Origin of the sequence: Streptomyces sp. R33 (genome assembly GCF_041200175.1) — a bacterium.
Taxonomy (GTDB): Bacteria; Actinomycetota; Actinomycetes; order Streptomycetales; family Streptomycetaceae; genus Streptomyces; species Streptomyces katrae_B.
The window spans coordinates 4618505-4636913 of sequence record NZ_CP165727.1 but is presented as its reverse complement, the minus strand read 5'-3'; the positions used below and the strand labels follow the sequence as shown (position 1 = coordinate 4636913).

Annotated in this window: 19 protein-coding genes; 8 read left to right on the top strand and 11 right to left on the bottom strand. The window is 70.0% G+C overall.

Annotation, left to right across the window (positions count from 1 at the left end; translation table 11 throughout):
- Nucleotides 1-11: 11 nt before the first annotated feature.
- From AB5J51_RS21185 to AB5J51_RS21155, 7 genes are all read right to left on the bottom strand, one after another.
- The gene (locus AB5J51_RS21185) at nt 12-1178 is read right to left on the bottom strand and encodes a lipid-transfer protein (protein WP_136225028.1); all 1167 of its coding nucleotides are present in this window, start codon (nt 1176-1178) and stop codon (nt 12-14) included.
- Nucleotides 1175-1558, bottom strand: a complete 384-nt coding sequence (locus AB5J51_RS21180) for a MaoC family dehydratase (RefSeq protein WP_053785413.1) — start codon at nt 1556-1558, stop codon at nt 1175-1177. The genes AB5J51_RS21185 and AB5J51_RS21180 overlap by 4 nt, the downstream gene beginning before the upstream one ends.
- Nucleotides 1555-2604, bottom strand: a complete 1050-nt coding sequence (locus AB5J51_RS21175; protein ID WP_369778343.1) for an acyl-CoA dehydrogenase family protein — start codon at nt 2602-2604, stop codon at nt 1555-1557. The genes AB5J51_RS21180 and AB5J51_RS21175 overlap by 4 nt, the downstream gene beginning before the upstream one ends.
- On the bottom strand, nt 2604-3551 hold the full coding sequence (locus AB5J51_RS21170; RefSeq protein WP_369778342.1) for a bifunctional MaoC family dehydratase N-terminal/OB-fold nucleic acid binding domain-containing protein: 948 nt from the start codon (nt 3549-3551) through the stop codon (nt 2604-2606). The genes AB5J51_RS21175 and AB5J51_RS21170 overlap by 1 nt, the downstream gene beginning before the upstream one ends.
- A complete protein-coding gene (locus AB5J51_RS21165; RefSeq protein ID WP_369778341.1) occupies nt 3548-4699 on the bottom strand; it encodes an acyl-CoA dehydrogenase family protein in 1152 nt (383 codons plus the stop codon). Before AB5J51_RS21165 ends, AB5J51_RS21170 begins: the two co-directional genes overlap by 4 nt.
- A 195-nt stretch (nt 4700-4894) precedes the next feature.
- Nucleotides 4895-5206: a hypothetical protein gene (locus AB5J51_RS21160; protein ID WP_369778339.1), complete on the bottom strand. Its 312-nt coding sequence runs from the start codon at nt 5204-5206 to the stop codon at nt 4895-4897.
- A gap of 579 nt (nt 5207-5785) precedes the next feature.
- Complete coding sequence (locus tag AB5J51_RS21155) at nt 5786-6148, bottom strand: DUF6344 domain-containing protein (RefSeq protein WP_369778338.1); 363 nt, start codon at nt 6146-6148, stop codon at nt 5786-5788.
- 828 nt (nt 6149-6976) lie between these two features.
- Here AB5J51_RS21155 and AB5J51_RS21150 point away from each other — a divergent pair.
- Nucleotides 6977-7318 carry a cupin domain-containing protein gene (locus AB5J51_RS21150; RefSeq protein ID WP_369778335.1) on the top strand — a complete coding sequence of 114 codons (342 nt, stop codon included), beginning with the start codon at nt 6977-6979 and terminating at the stop codon, nt 7316-7318.
- An 87-nt stretch (nt 7319-7405) separates the two neighbouring features.
- Nucleotides 7406-8800, top strand: a complete 1395-nt coding sequence (locus AB5J51_RS21145; protein ID WP_369778334.1) for a flavin monoamine oxidase family protein — start codon at nt 7406-7408, stop codon at nt 8798-8800.
- A gap of 56 nt (nt 8801-8856) precedes the next feature.
- Here AB5J51_RS21145 and AB5J51_RS21140 read toward each other — a convergent pair whose 3' ends face one another.
- On the bottom strand, nt 8857-9411 hold the full coding sequence (locus AB5J51_RS21140; protein WP_369778332.1) for a potassium channel family protein: 555 nt from the start codon (nt 9409-9411) through the stop codon (nt 8857-8859).
- A 354-nt stretch (nt 9412-9765) separates the two neighbouring features.
- Nucleotides 9766-10458, bottom strand: coding sequence for a hypothetical protein (locus AB5J51_RS21135; RefSeq protein WP_369778330.1), 693 nt, complete (start codon nt 10456-10458; stop codon nt 9766-9768).
- 124 nt (nt 10459-10582) lie between these two features.
- Here AB5J51_RS21135 and AB5J51_RS21130 point away from each other — a divergent pair, with 124 nt between their 5' ends.
- A complete protein-coding gene (locus AB5J51_RS21130; RefSeq protein ID WP_369778329.1) occupies nt 10583-11320 on the top strand; it encodes a TIGR02391 family protein in 738 nt (245 codons plus the stop codon).
- A 102-nt stretch (nt 11321-11422) separates the two neighbouring features.
- Here AB5J51_RS21130 and AB5J51_RS21125 read toward each other — a convergent pair whose 3' ends face one another.
- Together AB5J51_RS21125 and AB5J51_RS21120 are read right to left on the bottom strand one after the other, a co-directional pair.
- Nucleotides 11423-12115, bottom strand: coding sequence for an AAA family ATPase (locus AB5J51_RS21125; RefSeq protein WP_369778327.1), 693 nt, complete (start codon nt 12113-12115; stop codon nt 11423-11425).
- The gene (locus AB5J51_RS21120) at nt 12112-12846 is read right to left on the bottom strand and encodes a GntR family transcriptional regulator (protein ID WP_369778325.1); all 735 of its coding nucleotides are present in this window, start codon (nt 12844-12846) and stop codon (nt 12112-12114) included. The genes AB5J51_RS21125 and AB5J51_RS21120 overlap by 4 nt, the downstream gene beginning before the upstream one ends.
- A gap of 292 nt (nt 12847-13138) precedes the next feature.
- On the opposite strand from AB5J51_RS21120, the gene AB5J51_RS21115 reads away from it, so the two are divergent.
- From AB5J51_RS21115 to AB5J51_RS21095, 5 genes are all read left to right on the top strand, one after another.
- Nucleotides 13139-13537 (top strand): RNA polymerase sigma factor, encoded by a 399-nt coding sequence (locus tag AB5J51_RS21115; RefSeq protein WP_369778324.1) that lies wholly within the window; start codon nt 13139-13141, stop codon nt 13535-13537.
- The gene (locus AB5J51_RS21110) at nt 13534-14649 is read left to right on the top strand and encodes a hypothetical protein (RefSeq protein ID WP_369778323.1); all 1116 of its coding nucleotides are present in this window, start codon (nt 13534-13536) and stop codon (nt 14647-14649) included. The genes AB5J51_RS21115 and AB5J51_RS21110 overlap by 4 nt, the downstream gene beginning before the upstream one ends.
- A 32-nt stretch (nt 14650-14681) precedes the next feature.
- The gene (locus tag AB5J51_RS21105; protein ID WP_369778322.1) at nt 14682-15221 is read left to right on the top strand and encodes a hypothetical protein; all 540 of its coding nucleotides are present in this window, start codon (nt 14682-14684) and stop codon (nt 15219-15221) included.
- A gap of 106 nt (nt 15222-15327) precedes the next feature.
- Nucleotides 15328-17625 carry a hypothetical protein gene (locus AB5J51_RS21100; RefSeq protein ID WP_369778321.1) on the top strand — a complete coding sequence of 766 codons (2298 nt, stop codon included), beginning with the start codon at nt 15328-15330 and terminating at the stop codon, nt 17623-17625.
- A 249-nt stretch (nt 17626-17874) separates the two neighbouring features.
- A complete protein-coding gene (locus tag AB5J51_RS21095) occupies nt 17875-18318 on the top strand; it encodes a hypothetical protein (RefSeq protein ID WP_369778319.1) in 444 nt (147 codons plus the stop codon).
- Nucleotides 18319-18409: the final 91 nt, after the last annotated feature.

Here is an 18409-nt window from a genome sequence, read left to right as displayed (position 1 = left end):
TGTGTCCGGCCTCAGCCGTCGGCGCCGAGGATCAGCCCGGACGTCGGGACCCCGGTACCGGCCGTGACCAGGGCACGGGCGGCTCCGGCCACTTGATTGACCGAGGTGCCGCGCAGCTGGCGGACGGCCTCGGCGATGCCGTTCATGCCGTGCAGGTACGCCTCCCCGAGCTGTCCGCCGTGGGTATTGAGCGGCAGGGCGTCCGCAGCCACGAAGTCGGCGGCCTCGCCGGGCTTGCAGAAGCCGAACTCCTCCAGCTGCATCAGGACGAAGGGGGTGAAGTGGTCGTAGAGGATGCCGACGTCGATGTCCGAGGGCCGCAGCCCGCTGGTCCGCCACAGCTGCCGGGCGACCACGTCCATCTCCGGCAGCCCGGTGAGGTCGTCGCGGTAGAAGGAGGTCATGCCTTCCTGGAGGCGGCCGGCGCCCTGCGCGGCCGCGGTGATCACGGCGGGCGCATGCCGCAGGTCCCGGGCCCGCTCGGTGCTGGTGACGATCACCGCCTGGCCGCCGTCGGTCTCCTGGCAGCAGTCCAGCAGCCGCAGCGGCTCGACGATCCAGCGCGAGGCCGCGTGGTCGGCGAGGGTGATGGGCTTGCCGTGGAAGTACGCGGCGGGGTTGTTCGCGGCGTGCCGCCGGTCGGTGACCGCGACATGGCCGAAGGCCTCGGGGGTCAGGTGGTAGCTGTGCAGATAGCGCTGGGCGGTCATGGCCACCCACGAGGCCGGGGTGAGCAGCCCCCAGGGCAGCGACCAGCCGAGCGCCGCGCCCTCCGCAGAGGGCTCGCGCTGCTGCACGCCGGAGCCGAAGCGGCGGCCGGAGCGCTCGTTGAAGGCTCGGTAGCAGACCACGACCTCCGCGACCCCGGTGGCGACGGCGAGGGCGGCCTGCTGGACGGTGGCGCAGGCGGCGCCGCCGCCGTAGTGGATGCGGGAGAAGAAGGAGAGGTCCCCGATGCCGGCGGCCTGGGCCACGGTGATCTCGGGGCTGGTGTCCATGGTGAACGTGACCATGCCGTCGACGTCGGCGGGGGTCAGCCCGGCGTCCTCGAGGGCGGCGTGCACGGCCTCCACGGCGAGCCGCAGCTCACTGCGGCCGGAGTCCTTGGAGAACTCGGTCGCGCCGATGCCGGCGATGGCGGCGCGCCCGCCGAGGGTGTCACGGTGGCGGACGCTCATGCCGCCACCTCCGCGGTGACCGTGCCGGTGACGTGGTGGCCGATGCCGTTGGCGCCGACGACCCGGATCTCCACGGTGTTCCCGTCCACGGCGGCCACGGTGCCCGTCAGGACCATGGTGTCGCCGGGGTAGTTGGGGGCGCCGAGGCGGATGGCCACCTTGCGCAGGACGGCGCCCGGTCCGAGGCGGTCGGTGATGTACCGGCCGACCAGGCCGTTGGTGGTCAGGATGTTCATGAAGATGTCCGGGGAGCCCTTCTCGCGCGCGAGCGAGGCGTCGTGGTGCACGTCCTGGTAATCGCGGGAGGCGATCGCCCCCGCGACGATCAGCGTGCGGGTCACCGGGATCTCCAGCGGCGCCAGTGTGTCGCCGACGTTCATGCGTGGTCCCCCTCGGGTGCGGCATGGTCGGACAGGAGCGCACCCAGTTCGGCCAGCAGCTCGCTGCCGCAGCCCAGGTACGCGTCCAGCTGGCGCCCCCAGAGGAAGTGCCGGTGGACGGGATGGTCCAGGTCGGCGCCCATCCCGCCGTGCAGGTGCTGGCCCGCGTGCACGACCCGCTTGCCCGCCTCCGAGGCCCACCAGGCCGCGGTCAGGGCGTGCTCGCGGGCCGGAAGCCCCTCGTCGGTCCGCCAGGCGGCCTCGTACGCGGTGACCCGGATCGCCTCCGTGTCCATGTACGCATCGGCCGCGCGCAGCATCACGCCCTGGTTCGTGGAGAGCGGCCGGCCGAACTGCTCGCGGGTGGAGGTGTACTCGACCGCGCGGGCCAGGGAACCCGCGCACACACCCGCCTGCAGCCCGGCGAAGGCGGTGCGGGCCGTGGCCAGGACCTCCTCGTAGGCCCCGCCGTCCCCCAGCCGTTCCGCCTCGGCCCCGGCCAGGGTGAGCCGCCCCGACGACCAGGGGGCCGTGGTCTCCACGTCAGAGGTCTCCACGCCGGGCGCGTCCGTCCGTACGAGCCACAGGGCCCGGTCGGCGTCCGGGACCAGCACGTGCGTGGCATCGCGCAGCCAGGGCACGACGGGGGCGGTGCCGGTCAGCCGGCCGTCCGGCGAGGCGGTGATGCGGCCACGGGCCGGGAAGGCGCCGGTGGCGACCGCCTCGCCCGAGCCCAGGGCCGGCAGCAGCCGGGCGCGCTGTGCGGCGCTGCCGTGCGCGGCGACGGGCAGGATCCCGTACACGCAGGTGGCGGCGTACGGGACCTGTGCGGTGGTGCGGCCCTGCTCCTCCAGCAGCAGCACCAGGCCGAGTAGGCCGACGTCCTCCACGGCGGCGGTCAGCCCGGCGGCGGTGAGCGCCTTCCACAGTTCGGCGTCGCTGCCGGTGCCGGCGGCGGCGAGGCGTTCGTGGGTGGCGAGGTCGCGGAAGATCCGGGCGGCGAGTCCGGCCGCCGCTGCCTGCTCCTCGGTGGGGTGGAAGTCCATCAGCCCTCGCTCCCTCGGAAGACCGGCAGTTCCAGGTCCTCGTCGACGCGCAGGAACTCCAGCTGCACGGGCAGCCCGATCCGCACCTTGTCGTACGGGACGCCGGTGATGTTGCTGACCATCCGGACGCCCTCGGCGAGCTCGACGAGGGCGACCGCGTACGGAGGGTCGAACGCGGGGAAGGGCGGGTGGTGCATGACGACGTAGCTGAACACCGTGCCGGCGCCGGAGGCCTCGACGGTGTCCCAGTCCAGGCTCGCGCAGACGTTGCAGCCGGGCAGCCAGGGGAAGCGGAGGGTCGCGCAGGAGGTGCAGCGCTGGATCAGCAGCTTGTGGTCCGCGACGCCGTCCCAGAACCCCGCGTTGTCGCGGTTGATCACCGGGCGGGGGCGCCGGGCCGCAGGCTTCTTCCCGCGGGGGGCGGAGGGCGCGTACTTGAGGATCCGGAAGCGGTGGGTCCCGGCGGGTTCGCCGTCCGCCCGCACGTCCATGCGGGTGGTCACGAAGTGGCCGGTGCCCAGCTTGGTCGTCTTGCGGGGGGACACCGACTCGATGACGGCGTCGTAGGTGATCGTGTCGCCGGGGCGCAGCGGACGCAGGTACTCCTGCTCGCAGTCGGTGGCCACCACGGAGGTGCAGCCCGCGTCGTCGAGCAGCCCGAGGAGCTCGTCGTAGGCGGAGGAGCGGTCGCCGTGGCCGGAGAGCCCACCCATCGTCCAGGCCTGGAGCATGGTGGGCGGGGCGATGGCGTGGGGGCCGGTGTAGGCGGGGTCGGTGTCGCCCATCGCCTCGCACCAGTGCCGGATCATGGGCAGGTTGACCGGGTCCTTGCCCTCGCCCGCGGTGGCTGCGGGCTGCCCCTCGAAGGCCTTGAGCAGCGTGTGGAACCGGGCGGCCTCCTCGGCGCCCGCCCCCGCATCCGCTGCCTGGTCCGCCGTGGCGGTCATCGCTTCCTCCCCTTCATGCCGAGCCGCATCATGGCGACGATCTCCCGCTGTACCTCGCTCACCCCGCCGCCGAACGTGTTGATCTGGGCGGCCCGGTTCATCCGTTCCAGCTCGCCGCGGGCGAAGGCCTCGGGCCCCCGTACGAGCGCCTCCTCACCCACCACCTCCTGGCACATCCGGTACACCTCGACGGTGGACTCGGTGCCGAGGAACTTCACGCCGCTGGCGTCGCCGGGGGCCAGGGCGCCGCTGCCCACGTCCTGGACGAGGCGCCAGTTGAGGAGGCGCACTGCGGCCAGCCGGGCATGTGCCTCGGCGAGCCGGGACTGCACCCAGGGCCGGTCGGCAGGGCGTTCGCCGGTGACCGGATCGGGGGTGCGGGCGTGGCGGAGCGCGCCCGCATAGAAGTCCTCCGCCTGCATGCCGATGGCGGCGAGGGCCACGCGCTCGTGGTTGAGCTGGTTGGTGATCAGCCCCCAGCCGCCGTGCTCGGGGCCGACGAGGTTGCCGGCCGGCACGCGGAGGGCGTCGTAGTACGTGGACGTGGTCGTGAGGCCGCCGACCGTGTCGATCGGGGTCCACGCGAAGCCCGGGGCGTCGGTGGGCACCAGGATGATCGAGATGCCCTTGTGTTTGGGGGCGTCGGGATCGGTGCGGCAGGCCAGCCAGATCCAGTCCGCGTTCTGGGCGTTGGAGGTGAAGATCTTCTGCCCGTCGACGACCCAGTCGGCTCCGTCGCGTACGGCGCGGGTCCGCAGCGAGGCGAGGTCCGTGCCGGCCTCGGGCTCCGAGTAGCCGATGGCGAAGACCGTCTCGCCGCGGAGGATCCGGGGCAGGAAGTAGTCCTTCTGCTCCGGGGTCCCGTACTTCATCAGGGTCGGGCCGACGGTGTTGAGCGTGACCATGGAGACGGGGGCGCCGGCCCGGTAGGCCTCGTCGAAGAAGACGAACTGCTCGTCGGGACCACGTCCTTGGCCGCCGTACTCGACGGGCCAGCCGAGGCCGAGCAATCCGTCGGCGCCGATGCGGCGCAGCAGTGCACGCTGGGCGGCGGGGTCCTCGGGAGGCCCTTCCGGCAGCAGATCGTGGAAGTACTCCCGCAGTTCGGCGCGGAGCCGCAACTGGCCTTCGGTCGGGGCGAGGTGCACGGCGCTGGCCTCCCGGCATCACATCATCGAGTGAACCTGACTGTCCGTCAGATTCACTGCCGATGTCAAGGTCGGGAGCGTCCGGAAGGAACCCGGCCGGACCGTCGCCCGGACGCGCGAGAGCGCCTGCCCCACCGGACCCCAGCCGGTCCGGTGGCACAGGCGCCCTCACAGTCAGAGGACCCGCGGGATCACCTACCACCAGGGGTGGAAGTTGACCGCGAGGTTGGGGTTGGCCTGGTGGATCGCCGTGAAGGCAGAGCCGTTGACCTGCGCGGTGTTGTTCTGGTTGGAGGCACCGGAGCCGGTGGCGACCTGCTGGGAGGTGGACGAGTTGCCGTGGTTGTTACCGCCGACACCGCTGCCGATGATGCTGGCGACGCTCGCATTCGATCCGTCGTTCGCGAAAGAGCCGTTGTCGGCCGACGCCACACCGCCGAAGAGGGCGACGGCGAGGGGAAGAGCGGCGACAGCGGCGAAGACGCGGGCGGTACGGATGCTTGCCATGTCTGAATCCTCCAGAAAACCGAAGTGGGAATTGCTCCAAGGCAGTTGGCCGACCGCCTCGGTCGTTCCGTGTGGTGACGACGTCGCGAGACCAGAGTTGCCCACCGAATCCCCGGCGAACCACCCCGGAGTCCACGATTCCCCCGCAAGTATGAGCAACATCGGATAAACCCCCCTTCGCGTCCCGACGCCCCAGGTCAGCGCCTCGGAGGGGGTGGAAACCGCTGCCCTGTATGAGCCGAAACGTTCCCTCAAACTCATGTGCGCCGGACATGCCGAAAAGGGCCGCGCCGTCCGGGAACCCCACCGTCTCCCGGGCCTGCGGCCCTGCAATGCCAAGCTTCACGCCCCCTGCACGCCCCCGGCGACCGCCGGGGCCATCCCAACGTGCCCGCTCGGGGGCACATCTCCGGCGCGATCCGCGGTCGCGACCTGGCGACCGGGCTCCAGCGCCTGCTGGTGTTGGTGTTGCTGCCGTGACTGCCGCCGACTCCGTGCTGCTCACTGGGTGGCGCATCCTGCCGGTCGGTACGGGTACCGCATGCCGCGTTGCGTACGCGGCGCCTCTCCGTACGGGCGCTACGCGACCAGCCCGAGCTCTTCGCGACCGGCTCCTGAGGTCCCGCTGGCGAGCGACGCGGCGGTGGTCGAGCGTCGGACCGACGGGGCCTTGCCGTGCGCCTCGGCGCGGATCCGCTGCTTGATGGTCGGCGGGAGCGATCCGCCCCGCATCATCGCCCGCCAGCTCCGTCGCCCCATCGGCCGCGACGGCCGGCGTACGGCGGCGGCCGCACGGCGGGAGGGAGCAGGGGCGGGGGCAGCGGTTCCGCCGGAGACCGCGGCCGGGGCGGCCTTGGCGCCGAACCCGAGGGAGGCGAGGAGCGCCACGAGAGCGGCGACCACTGCGGTCCAGATCGACGTGACGGTGATGCGGTGAGCCATGACGGGGTCCTTCGTTTCGCGATGTTCCGACGGGCGGATCTGCATACATTCGTCATGATGTGTTCGCAACCGCAGCGTTCCCACCACGCGCGCCGATCTTCCGACAAACACCACTCAAAGGGCCTAGCGCCTTCCGGGGCGGCACGACCTCCCTTGCAGCTCGTGCCCTGGCCAGAAGGCCGGCAGGGTGAGACTGGCGCTCCATGACGAAGGGGCGCCCCTCATGAGGAGCGCCCCTTCGTGCCCGCGGCTACGCAGGCCTGGTGCGGTGGGTGTGGGATTTGAACCCACGGTGACTCGCGCCACGACGGTTTTCAAGAGGGTTCCGCTCGCGGCATCCATATGACCCCTGAGCTGCACAGGAGCTCCCTGTAGAGGTTCCTGTCACCACATCTGGCCCACGCATGGCCCAGAGGGTGCCGAGTGAGCGCGGTCAAAGCGTGGGGCTGGCCCGTCGCGCCGCGCCGAGGCGATACGACGGTCTACCGAGGAGCGCGAGTCCCTGCGCCTGGATCAGGGCATCGGCAGCGAGGCAGCGCCCCGCGCCCAGTACGAAGCGGTGGGGTCGTCGTCGTTGACGCTGTCAACATCGGGCCGTGGCATCAATGGCTGTCCGCCTCGGGCGTTCCATACCGTGCTCCAACCACCGGCGGGCTCGAAATCTGGAACGTGGGTACGGTGGTGTAGGCGGGGGTGCATGCGACCCGACCAAAAAGGCTCATGCCGAGAATCGCTGGTCTATCCGCCCGGGTGCGGCCACCTTCTGGTCTCCGATCCCGTCGTCGCTAGCGGGCCGCATTGTCGGCCGGCCTCCGCATGGAGGGACAAATGACGAACACTGCCGGTTTTGCACGCTCATCCGTAACGGCCCAGTCGTGGGAAACCTACGTTGAGGACGGCCGGGAGACAGGGGAGATCCATTGGCTCGTCCAGGCAGAAGAGGGCCAGGTATCGGGGCTGTGGAGGATCGGCCCCGAGGAGGGCGCTGAGTTCCCCTACAAGCCCGCGGCCCGCGACACGTTCCACGTCATCGAGGGCGAGGCGGAGCTGGAAACCCCTGACGGCGAGAAGATCGAGCTCGTTGCCGGGGGCATCTATTCCTTCCCGGCCGGATTCACGGGCACCTGGAGAACCCGGTCATCGTTCGTGAAGTTCTTCGTCGTGGCCTGAGAAAGGGCACTGTACGCAGCGCGACACTGACGTTGCCGTACTCATTTGGAGATCCAACCGGGACTACCTGATTTCCCTCATCAGAGCGTGGCGCACGAAGTGGCTGCCGCCGGTTCCCGGATAGTTGCTCGCGGAGTCAGACCAGACGACCGAAGGGAGCAGATTGTGGCGACGTCAGATTCTGAAGTGGATGTCGTGATCGTAGGCGGCGGTTTCGCCGGCGTGACGGCCGCGCGTGAATTGTCGGCGCGCGGGCGCCGGGCGGTCCTGGTCGAGGCGCGTGACCGTCTGGGCGGCCGGACCTACACGAAGGACCACGACGGGCATCCGATGGAGTTCGGCGGCACGTGGGTCCACCCTCTGCAGCCGCACGTGTGGTCGGAGGTCGACCGGTACGCGGTCGAGACGGAGACGTTCCCGGTGCTGGAGGGGCTGCGGCAGGCGGTCGTCTCCGATGGCCGCGTCGTGGACTTGTCCGACGAGGATGTCGAGCGGGCGCTGGAGGCGTTCGACGAGTTCTGCGCCCCGGGCATGAGCCTCTTCCCGGAGCCGTTCCTGGAAACGGTGAGCTCGGACCCGGACGGCCTGGGCGAGCGGTCGATGCGTGACCTGCTCGACTCCTTCAAGGCCGAGCCGGTGCTGCATGACTGGGTGGAGGGGATGTGCTGCCTGGTCGCGTTCGGTCCCCTCGAGAAGTCCGGCGCCTCCGAGATCTTCCGGTGCCATGCCCTGGCCGGGTACAGCGCGGCGCAGGCCATGGCCTCCCTGTCACAGACGAAGCTGGTCAAGGGGACACGCGAGCTGATCAACTCCATCGCCGGACAGGCCACACTCGCCGACATCCGCCTCAACTCGCCCGTACGGCGTGTCGCCCAAACCGACGGCGGAGTACGGGTCGAGCTGGAGAACGGCGAGACCGTCACTGCGCCGACCGCGCTGATCGCGCTGCCGATGAACGTGCTGAACAGTGTGAAGTTCGAACCTGAGCTGTCCGAGATCAAGCGGACCGCGTCGGCCGACCGGCACGCGGGCGCCGGCAGGAAGTGCTTCGTCCGCGTCAAGGGCGACATCGGCAACGTGAGCATCGTGGCCCCCGAAGACCAGGCGGTCAACTTCGTGGTCACCTACACCCACGACTCGAAAGGCTCGTGGCTGATCGTGTTCTCCGCCAACCCGGACAAGCTGCAGATGAGCCAGTTCGACGACGTCCAGGGCATGCAGACGGCATTGCAGCCGCTCCTGCCCGGCGTCGAGGTGGAAAGCATCGTCGGCTGGGACTGGTCCAACGACCCACACGCGCTCGGCACCTGGTGCATCTACCGGCCGGGACAGCTGACGAAGGTACTGCCGGACCTGCGCACCACCGAAGGCCGGTTGTTCTTCGCGGGCGCCGACTCGGCGAGCACGTGGCGCGGTTTCATCGACGGGGCGATCGAGAGCGGCTACCGATCCGCCCGCGACATCGACACCTACCTGAGCTGAGACGGGGCCACGGCCCGGCAGACCACCACCCCACGGGGTGGGGGGCCAAGGCGGGTTCACCGGGCGGCGGGTGGGGCATGGTCCCCACCGGCGGCCGACCGGTCCCGCTGCCGCCTTCCTTCCTGAACCGCGTTGAGCAGGAGCCGGGCCGCCACGCCGACCAGCAGGAAGTTGACCGTCATCTGCCCCGTGGTGAGCAGCCGGACGGTTTGGCTGCGCGCGGTGATGTCTCCGAACCCGACCGTGCTGAACACGGTCATGGAGAAATACAGCGCATCGGTCCGCGAGAGCTCTTCGCTAAAGCTGCCCGGGACACTGCGCTCCATCAGCCAATAGGTCGTTGCGAACAGCAGCACGACGAGCGGGACGCTCACCGCCAGTGCCTCCATGGCGCGCAGCCCGGGCCACGGGGACAGCGTGATCCTGCGGATCTGCCACACCAGAAGCACGGCCAGCACCGCGATGCCGCCGACCAGCGCAAGGACGGGACCGGCGGTGAAGGCCGAACCCAGCGGCAACAGGTAGTAGCCGGCGACGAGTGCGCCGGCTGTCACCAGCGCACGCAGCGAGGCGAACAGCGCCTGTCTGCGGCCATTACCCGGCCTGTTCAAGGTGTTCCTCCCCGATCGCACCGGAGATGGCCTGACCGCTCCCTAGACCTGCTCCGCCGACCAGCCTCTCGGGTGAACCGGTTGCCGCGCAGCAGGCGCACCATGGGGTCACCGGCATGGCGGCGCCGGTGTGGACGGCACGTGGGCCGCCTCCCCGCACTGCTGGGTCATCCTCACCGTGTACGAGATGAAGCGAGGCCGCCGACCACCTCACACCCCACGGCCTGGTCCTGGAGATGCCGGGGATGTACGGCCCATCTGGCCGGCAGACTGCTGTTCCCGCGACATCGACAGCTACCTGACCAGCTGATCACCCGCGGCGGGGCCTGCCGCAGGCCCCTCACCGTGATACGGCTACGGGTCCTCGGGCAACGGGGTCAGGGCGGCGGGAGCGAGCACCCACAGCAGGGCCCGGCCGGTGAGTGGCGTGGTGGCGATGAGGGAGAGGTAGACCTCGGCCACCGATCCGTCGCCCCGCAGGACGTTGAGGTCGCCGGAGAGCCGTGACAGCAGGAGCAGGCCGATGTCGACGATGAGCCATGAGGCCAGGTTGGCGCCGATCCACCACTTCCAGCGTCCGGTGACCTTGCGCAGTACGAGCGACTGTGACAGGCCGAGGAGGGGACCCAGGGCCAGGCTCTGGCTGGCGGCCAGGAGGTAGGCCATGGACACGTCCTGGTCGGATTTCTGGGCGCTGATCACCGCGGGCATGATTACCAGCAGCCAGGCCAGCAGCGCCGGGCCGATGTTGGCGGTCACCCACGCCTTGCGGGGAATGGCCGCCCGCTCCCGTACGACCAGCCACTGCAGCGTTCCCAGGACGCCCCCGAAGAGCACGGCTCCCAGGGTCGCGATCACCAGAGCCACCAGCACGTGGCCGCTGGCAAGTCTCAGGTGCAGGACGTCACTGCCCAGCATTGCCAGCGCGATACCCACGCTCAGGACGATGACGAACGCGATCGAGTTGTACGCGATCCAGCGCCAGTACAGGCGGGGCTCCCACCCACTCGACGCCGGCACCTCACGGGCTGAACCTGAAGCGGTCATCACCCACTCCTACCGTGTCGCCGACCCCCCGCGGCGCAGACCCACTGATCAGCCGGCAGCACAAGGTCAAGGAGCACACGAGAAGTCCCGGAGCGTTGTCCGTGCGGACCGGCAAGATAACCGGATGGACACCGAATGGGCTCGCGAGGAGCTCGCAAATTTCATCCAACTGACCGCGCTCCACAGACCCGCAGACCCTCCCGGAGTCGTCACCTACACCACTCGGCTTGCGAACCGCGGCACGAGCCGCGACATCGTCGAGAGCGCCCATGTGGTGGAGCAGATACTCGACCGGGTCCTCCCAAACTGGCGAGCCGAGGTCCCCGACGACCGCAATAAGAGCGTCAACCGCTGGTACCAGCACCGTGAAGCCGCCCAGCGGGCGGACGTTGCGCTTCGGAGGGCTGCGGAGATCCATGAGCGGCTGGGAGACAACGCCCCCTTGATCAGCGCCGCCACGATGCATCCGTGGGTCTGGGAAGGCGCGCGAGCACTGTGGCAGAGCGGCCACTACCGGGAGGCGGTAACGGCCGCCGCGCGGAAGGTGAACGCGGAGGCTCAGAACAAACTGGCGCGGCGCGACCTCAGTGAGACCAAGCTCTTTCAGAGCGCGTTCTCTCAGAACGCCGCCAAGGCCGGCGAACCACGGCTGCGCCTGGGCGTGGACGACGGCGGGGATACCTTCCGCAGCGTCAACCGCGGTGCGATGGCCTTCGCGGAAGGATGCTTTGCAGGTATCCGTAACCCCAACAGCCACGAGGACGGTCTTCCCGAGCTGCCCGAGAACGAGGCGTTGGAGCAGCTGGCCGCGTTCAGCGTGCTGGCGCGGTGGATCGACAGGGCCACGGTCGAGACAGCTTGAAGCCCCGCCCAGCCAGCTTTGGCCCGCCCGCCCCAGAGAAGCCGACGGGCCGAAGCTGCGCGCGGGCGCCGGATTTCCTGGCCAGCCTCTCCGTCGCTCCCGCTAGCGCTGCGATTCCCGGGTGTCGTCGTAGCCGAGCACACTGAGGATGGTCGCCGAACGTCCGTCGTAGACGAGGTGCGGCTCGTCCGCCCCGGGCACCTCGAAGCGGCCAGCGTGGCGCCGCAGGTCGTCCTCGCTGAAGTACATGGAGTTCGGATCGTCGAAGGTCTGCTGATTCCGTTCGTCGATGCGCTCCCACAGCTCGTCGTGGGTGGCGGGCAGGTACACCAGCGTCACGGTCGCTCCGACCTGTTCGCCGATGCGGCGCCACTCCTGGCGCTCGTCGACGGTCCAGAACCCGTGATCCATGACCACGTCACGGCCGGCGCCGAGGGCGGTGCGCAGCTCAGCCGCGATCTCTTCGAGGATGGGGCGCTCCCTGACCTTGTACTCCCCTCGGGGGAAGTCCCGCCCGTAGTGCCCATGGGCGCGCCAGACCCGTTCGTCAGGACAGAGGCGCAGGAACCCGCGGAGCTCCAACTCGTGGGCGAGCGTGGTCTTGCCCGAGCCCGGGAGGCCGGCCATCAAGACCAGTCGGACCGGGCCGGTTCGCCCAGCGAGCGTCCGCATGATGTCCGCGATCTCAGCCTTGCCGTCGGGCGGCAGGGTGCCGAGACGCTGGGCGGTCAGGAGAGCGCTCAGACGTTCCTCGGCCACGTGGACGAGGTCGTCGTCGAGGAGCGGGTCGGTCATTCGGCGGACTCTTCCTTGGCCCAGCGGCAGCCGGGGCCTCCCAAGTCGACGCCGTACTCGATCGTCATCCCGCTGGTGTCGACGATCCGGACGGTCAGGACGATGACAGCGGCGCGTGTGTCCTCGGGAATCTCGAGCGACCCGGCGTCGGCGGGCGTGGTGGTCCGGGCCCACATGGTGCTGAAACGCTTCGAGACCGGGCGCCCAGTGTGCCGCGTGATCACGTCGATCGAAGTGCCGCCGCTCAGTCTCTTGCCCATGACCAGCTCTGGCAGCTCCTCGGCGAAGACCGCCGGGATCCAGGAGGTCGAGTGCGAGATGACAGCGTTGGTGTGCTCGTCGCGGTAGACCCGAGTGCGCCGTAGCACCGGCTCGCCCGCGGTGACCCCCAAGGCTTCGGCGACATCATCCGGTGCGGCGACGACGCCAGCCATGTGGGAGTCGGACCGCTCCCCGGCTCGCCAGGAGGAACCGGTGAGCTTGCTTCGCTCCTCGCGCTCGGCGCCGGTGGACAGCGAGACCCGCGCTCGTACGACAGTCCCGTGACCGCGAGACGAGGCGACCAGCCCATCAGCCTCCAGGGCCTTGTACGCCGCGTGGACCGTGGTTTTGGAGCCCTTCCCCTCCCGCGCCAAGTCCTCGATCTTGGGCAGGCGGTCGCCAGGCGCGTACTCGCCGCTGGTGATCTTCGCGGCGATCTCGTCGGCGAGCTCTCTCCACTTAGGCGGCATGTCCGGCGCTCCTCCATCTTGGCGCCACCAGTCAACCACAGTCCCGGGACTGATTCACAGAGGGGCGCTTTCCCGGGATTACAGCTGCAGATGCCGTTGACACCTAGTCGTAATCCTGGGAATGTCATCCCATCGAAACGCCGCGTGATGGTAACTCACGAAGCGTGACGGCACAGCCATGTCCAAGCGGCTGTGAAGGCGCATACCTGCACCCGAATACGGGTGTGGCCCCGGTGGGCAAACACCGAGGCCACTGAGCAGGGCCGATCGACCTGTGAGAGGAGCACCGACCATGCTCGATGTCGACGGTACCCCGGGGGACCGGGATCGACTGTCTCTGCTGTACGTCATCTACAACGCCAGGCTGGTCCGCCACCTGCGGGCCCGTCTGGGGACCCGGTGGGAGTCCGCCGAGGACATCGCCCAGGCGACCTGGGTGCTGGTCGCCGAGCGCCTCGCGAAGTGCGGCGTCGCCGACGACGAGGCCTTCGGCTGGATCGCCGAACTGGCCCGCGCCGCGACGCTGGCCCACATGCGGGGCACCCGCAGCGAGACCACCACCGACTTCACGAGCCTGGCGGCCGGCCTCTTGCTCCCGACCGTCCCCTCCGCAGAGGACGAGGCGCTCGCCAACACCGTGGTGCTCGCGATGCTGGATCAGGAGCCCACGCCGCTGAAGGTCGCGGCATGACGGTTACGGAGCTGCGCCCCGAGGGCGGCGGCACCTCCACCGAGGGCCTGGCCGCCGCCGAGAAGGCGTCCGCCGAGGCCGAGGCCATGCGGATCAAGAACGAGTCCGACCGGCGCCGCGCAAAGCTCGCGGATGAGAAGGCCGCCGCGAAGGCCCAGGCCGACATCGAGTCCTCGCTGGCCGACGCGGCCGACGAGCGCCGGCGCCGGGACGAGGCCCGCCGGGAGGTAGCCGCCCGCAAGGCCAAGGCCGAGAAGTCCGCCGAGCAGTGGCGCAGGGCGGCGAAGACCATTGCGATCGTCTGCGTCATCGTCAGTCTCCCGCTCCAGATCATGGCGTTCTGGGACCCGACCGCCTGGTTCCTCGTCGCCGCGCCCTTCGTCCTGGAGGGAGTGGCCTGGGCCCTTCTCAAGGGAGCCGAAGCCGCCGTCGACGACGGCCGTCCGTCCTGGCACTACCGCCTCGGCGCACTCGCCCAGGCCTCCATCGCCGCCTGGATCAACTTCGACCACGGCTCCGCAGCCTTCGGCACCGCGACCGGCCTCGGCGGCGCGCTCTGCTCCCTGATCGGCCCCACGATCTGGGACCTCCACGAGAACGGCCGGATCGCCAAGAGGGAGGGCCGCAAGACCTGGAGCCAGCGCTGGACTGAGCGCCGCGAAGCCCGCGCCGAGCAGGTCAAGACGAAGAAGCTCATCGCCGCGCGGATCGAGCAGGACGAGACCGTTTGGGAGCGTGCGGTCTACCTTGCCGCCGCCCTTGGAGAGCTGACACCCAGTGACCGCACCTACCGCCGCGCCTGGGACGAGATCCATGGCACCGACCCGGGCCAGACCGCCGAAATCATCGCCGCCCGCCGCGCTGCCCGCAGGGCCGTACGCATCGCCTCGAACGGCCCGCTGAAAGACGAGAACACGCAGCTCGATTCCCAAATGGACCCCGACGACGAACGGCCTTCCAAGGCCCCGAAGAAGTCCGGCGAGGACGGCCGGAAGAACAACGGCGGCACCCCTCCGCGCCGGGTCCCCGGCGAGGTCAAGTACAGCGCCGCCGCGCGAACCGAGATGAGCAACGAAGGCCGGCGCCGCGCCGCCTCGAAGACCGACGCCTGACCCCGCGTACCGAACCTCGAAGGAGCCCTGCCATGTCTCGCATCATCCGCACCCTCGCCGTCTCCGGTGCCGCGGCCGCCGCGATCCTCGCCACCGCCCCCGTCGCTTCCGCCGAAACCCCCGAGCAGCAGGCCACCGTCGTCCAGGCCGCCGCGGACAAGGCGGTCGGCGCCCCGGTCACTCTCCCCTCCGGCAAGACCATGTCGGTCCGCGGACTCGACTCCGCCGCCTACCGCGCCGAGTCCGCCCACCACCAGGCCGTTATCACCCTCGCCGAGGGCGGTGGAACCGGTGCCCCGATCCAGGGGCCCAGCGCCCAGCTCGGCAACCAGCAGCAGATCCAGACCCAGGCCGGCACCAGCGGGGCCGCCATCGGCACCGGCGCGTTCGTCGCCGCGATCCTCGGCATCGTCCTGTTCTTCGGAATCAAGAACAACAAGGTGACCAAGGGGTGGGCGGTCACCTGCGGCGCCCTCGGGGTCACCCTTGGCGGCACCTTCATCGGCCCGCTCGTCAACCAGCTCGGTGCCACCGGCGCCACCGCCATCGGCTCCATCTTCAGCAGCCTGTAGCGCCCGCACAGCACCGACCAGCAGCGATACGCCTCGCACCCGTGCGAGAAGTCGCCCGAGTGCGAGGCGTAGCCCCCGTAGCACCACCGCTTTGGAGGAGCACCGCATGGCCATCGAGATCCATCCCGAGGACATCCCCGACGCCGAGGTCATCGACGTCGAAGAGGTCTCCCGCCGCGAGCAGATGAAGGATGCGGCGAAGGCCCGCGCCCAGCAGGCCGGCGCCGCGCTCGGCGAGCAGCGCGTTCGGGTCTTCGCCCGGATCAGTGCCTGGTACGCCACCGCCGACGTCACCGACGAGGACCTGGCCCGGGAGATCGAGCGCAAGCGCCGGTCGCAGACCAAGCACGGCGAGGTCGAGCTGGGCGCGCGGGTGAGGGGCCTCAAGCTCCAGCTCCGGCACGCCGACCCGGAGGTGTCCGGTGCCCTCGCGTTCGAGCTGGCCGGAGCCGAAGCCCAGCTCCAGGCGCTGAAGGAGACGGACGCCGACAATTACAAGGTCAGCGGCCGGGACCTTGGCCGCGCTCGTTGGAGCAAGAAGGCCGGCCGTCTGGCGCTGAGCCTGGGTGGCGCGTACGGGTACGTCAACGGCGTCGCCGTCGAGCCGCTGCTGGCGCTGGCCTCACTCGGCGCCGCTCCGTTCGCTTGGTGGTACCTGTCCCGGCCCGCCGAGAACCAGCAGCCGAAGGCGGAAGTCACCCCGTTCATCCCCGGCCAGGCCGCGCCTGTGCAGAGCGTCGGCCAGGACGGGACCCCGGTCCCCGTACCTGTGCAGGCGGCCGGCCTGGACAGGACCCCCGTCCCTGAACCTGCTCCGGCCGGGCAGTTCGTACCCGACACCCTCTCATCGCTGGGCCGCGTCTCCCTGGTCAAGCCCGAGTCCGCCCGGGTCCAGGGGGAGGGCGACCTGGTCACGGCACTAGTCAAGGCCGGGATCATCTCGGAGGCGCAGAGGGACCAGACGCACCTGGCCGGAGTAATCCAGCCGTCCGGGCCGGGCTGGACCGCGACCATCGAACTGCCCCGGGGCATGCCCGCCTCGAACGCGATCGGGAAGCTTGAGGAGCTCGCTTCCGCGATGCGGATCAAGCGCTCCCGGATCGAGATCCGCCCCGACAACTCAGCCGACGGCCACGACGGCCGCCTTGTGCTCTGGGTCGCCGACCAGGACAACCCCTACGGCAGCGGCAAAACCGACAGCGAACTCATCGCCGCGAAGCGCTGGGACTTCTGGAAGGACGGCATCCCGCTCGGCCCGGATGCCCGCAACAACCGCCGCACCCTCGATCTGATCTGGTCGTCGATCATGATCGGCGGCCTGATGGGCTACGGGAAGAGCTACCTCGCCCGCCTCATCGCGGCCGCGGCCGCTCTCGACCCGACCGTCCGCATCATCGTCATCACCGGCAAGACCGGCCCGGACTGGGCCCCGCTCAAGAACGTCGCACACCAGTGGATCGCCGGAGCCTCCCCCGACATCATCCGCAAGGTCCTCCGGGTGATGGACACGACCATCACCGAGATGCAGGACCGGGGCACCGAGCTGGACCGCCTCTATGAGGTCAGCCCCGAGAAGGTCCCCGAGGGCAAGGTCACCCCCGAACTCGCGGCCGACGGCATGGGCCCGGTCCTCCTGGTCGTCGACGAGCTCCAGGAACTCCTGGACGGCGCCGCCCTGGTCCAGGTTGCCATCGACGAGGAGACCACCCCCGAGGGTGGCCGGCCCAAGACGAAGAACGCCCGCGACATCCTGGTCGACAGCTTCGCCCGGTACGTACGCGTCACCCGCTTCGTGCTCGGCATGGGCGTCTTCATCACCCAGCGCCCCAGCTCTGACAGCGTCCCGACCAAGCTCCGAGACGTCTGCGCCAAGCGCGGATCCTTCCGGGTCAAGGGCGTCAACAGCGCCAAGATGGTCCTCGGCGACGACCCGGTCAACCAGGGCGCCGCTCCCCACCTCCTCGGCGAGGAGTCCAAGGGCGTCGTTGTCCTGGAGCTCGGCGACGAGGCCGGCCACATCACCATCAAGGCCGACGTCATCGACCTGCCTGCCTTCAAGGACATCTGCTTGCGCGGCCGCGAACTCCGCCTCGCCGCCGGGACCCTGACCGGCGACGCGCTGGAGTACGGCAAGGTCGACCAGGCCGCCGCCGCGACCTCCGCACTCCTCGCCGACTGCATCGCCGCGCTGGACGCCAACGGCGTGGACCGGGCCCGAACCGAGACCCTCCTCGGCTTCCTCGCCGCCTACAAGCCGGGCGTGTACGGCGAGCTGACCGGCCCCCAGCTCCAGGCCCGCCTGCGCGAAGCCGGGGCCGCAGGCACCCGCAAGCTCGGCGCCTGCGAGGGGCTGGCCAACCCCAACGGCTACACCCGCGACCAGCTCACCGAAGCGCGTAAATAGGGCAAACCACCCCGGTCGCAGACCCGGCAGGCCCCGGTCGCCGCCCTATATCAACCGGTTTGACGCACGGTCGCGAGTACCTCGGAGCCGGTCGGTCGACCGCCCTGACCACCTCGGCGACCGTAGGCCAAACCGGCGCAAACCTGGACAGCGACCGGGGGGTGACCACCCCCGAACCACCCCAACCGCGGGGCGCCCTGCACGCCTGGACAGCCCAGGGCGTCCCACCCCACCCGCAAGGGAGAACCCATGAGCAAGGTCTGGCGCAACACCCCAAGCGGCATCAAGGACTTTGAGCGCTGGCTCGGCAAGGGAAAGACGGTCTACGCGATCAACGAGCACTCCCTCGCCATCGCCGGGCAGTTCGAGCAGTACACGTACAGCGCGCACACCTGCACGGGCCGCCACGTGATCACCGGCGCGTGGATGTTCAACACCGTCTCCGCCAAGTACCTCCTCTGCGGCAGCGCGAACGGCCGGGTCTACGAGACCCCGCCGCCCGGACTGCGTGACCTGGCCGGCCCCGACACGGACTGTCGCGACGAGGGCAGCACCGGCTACCGCGGCCTGGGCCCTGGCCAGATCTTCAAGGGCCGTCTCGACCTCGCCGAGATCGAACGCATGGAGGGCCACGCGCAGGACGCCGAGGACGAGTTCCAGAAGGAGAAGGCCAAGCGCGGCAAGTGGTTCTGACCGGCCAGCCGTAGCCCGCCGCACAAAACGGGGGTGCTCCCCACGCCTGGACAGCCCGGGAGCACCCCCACCCCAACCGCGAGCAAACCCA

What these genes read in the sequence shown, in the direction of transcription:
- AB5J51_RS21185 (WP_136225028.1), bottom strand. Translation starts at nt 1,178, where the DNA reads ATGAGCGTCCGCCACCGTGACACCCTCGGCGGGCGCGCCGCCATCGCC.
- AB5J51_RS21180 (WP_053785413.1), bottom strand. Translation starts at nt 1,558, where the DNA reads ATGAACGTCGGCGACACACTGGCGCCGCTGGAGATCCCGGTGACCCGC.
- AB5J51_RS21175 (WP_369778343.1), bottom strand. Translation starts at nt 2,604, where the DNA reads ATGGACTTCCACCCCACCGAGGAGCAGGCAGCGGCGGCCGGACTCGCC.
- AB5J51_RS21170 (WP_369778342.1), bottom strand. Translation starts at nt 3,551, where the DNA reads ATGACCGCCACGGCGGACCAGGCAGCGGATGCGGGGGCGGGCGCCGAG.
- AB5J51_RS21160 (WP_369778339.1), bottom strand. Translation starts at nt 5,206, where the DNA reads ATGGCAAGCATCCGTACCGCCCGCGTCTTCGCCGCTGTCGCCGCTCTT.
- AB5J51_RS21155 (WP_369778338.1), bottom strand. Translation starts at nt 6,148, where the DNA reads ATGGCTCACCGCATCACCGTCACGTCGATCTGGACCGCAGTGGTCGCC.
- AB5J51_RS21150 (WP_369778335.1), top strand. Translation starts at nt 6,977, where the DNA reads ATGACGAACACTGCCGGTTTTGCACGCTCATCCGTAACGGCCCAGTCG.
- AB5J51_RS21135 (WP_369778330.1), bottom strand. Translation starts at nt 10,458, where the DNA reads ATGACCGCTTCAGGTTCAGCCCGTGAGGTGCCGGCGTCGAGTGGGTGG.
- AB5J51_RS21130 (WP_369778329.1), top strand. Translation starts at nt 10,583, where the DNA reads ATGGACACCGAATGGGCTCGCGAGGAGCTCGCAAATTTCATCCAACTG.
- AB5J51_RS21125 (WP_369778327.1), bottom strand. Translation starts at nt 12,115, where the DNA reads ATGACCGACCCGCTCCTCGACGACGACCTCGTCCACGTGGCCGAGGAA.
- AB5J51_RS21120 (WP_369778325.1), bottom strand. Translation starts at nt 12,846, where the DNA reads ATGCCGCCTAAGTGGAGAGAGCTCGCCGACGAGATCGCCGCGAAGATC.
- AB5J51_RS21115 (WP_369778324.1), top strand. Translation starts at nt 13,139, where the DNA reads ATGCTCGATGTCGACGGTACCCCGGGGGACCGGGATCGACTGTCTCTG.
- AB5J51_RS21110 (WP_369778323.1), top strand. Translation starts at nt 13,534, where the DNA reads ATGACGGTTACGGAGCTGCGCCCCGAGGGCGGCGGCACCTCCACCGAG.
- AB5J51_RS21105 (WP_369778322.1), top strand. Translation starts at nt 14,682, where the DNA reads ATGTCTCGCATCATCCGCACCCTCGCCGTCTCCGGTGCCGCGGCCGCC.
- AB5J51_RS21100 (WP_369778321.1), top strand. Translation starts at nt 15,328, where the DNA reads ATGGCCATCGAGATCCATCCCGAGGACATCCCCGACGCCGAGGTCATC.
- AB5J51_RS21095 (WP_369778319.1), top strand. Translation starts at nt 17,875, where the DNA reads ATGAGCAAGGTCTGGCGCAACACCCCAAGCGGCATCAAGGACTTTGAG.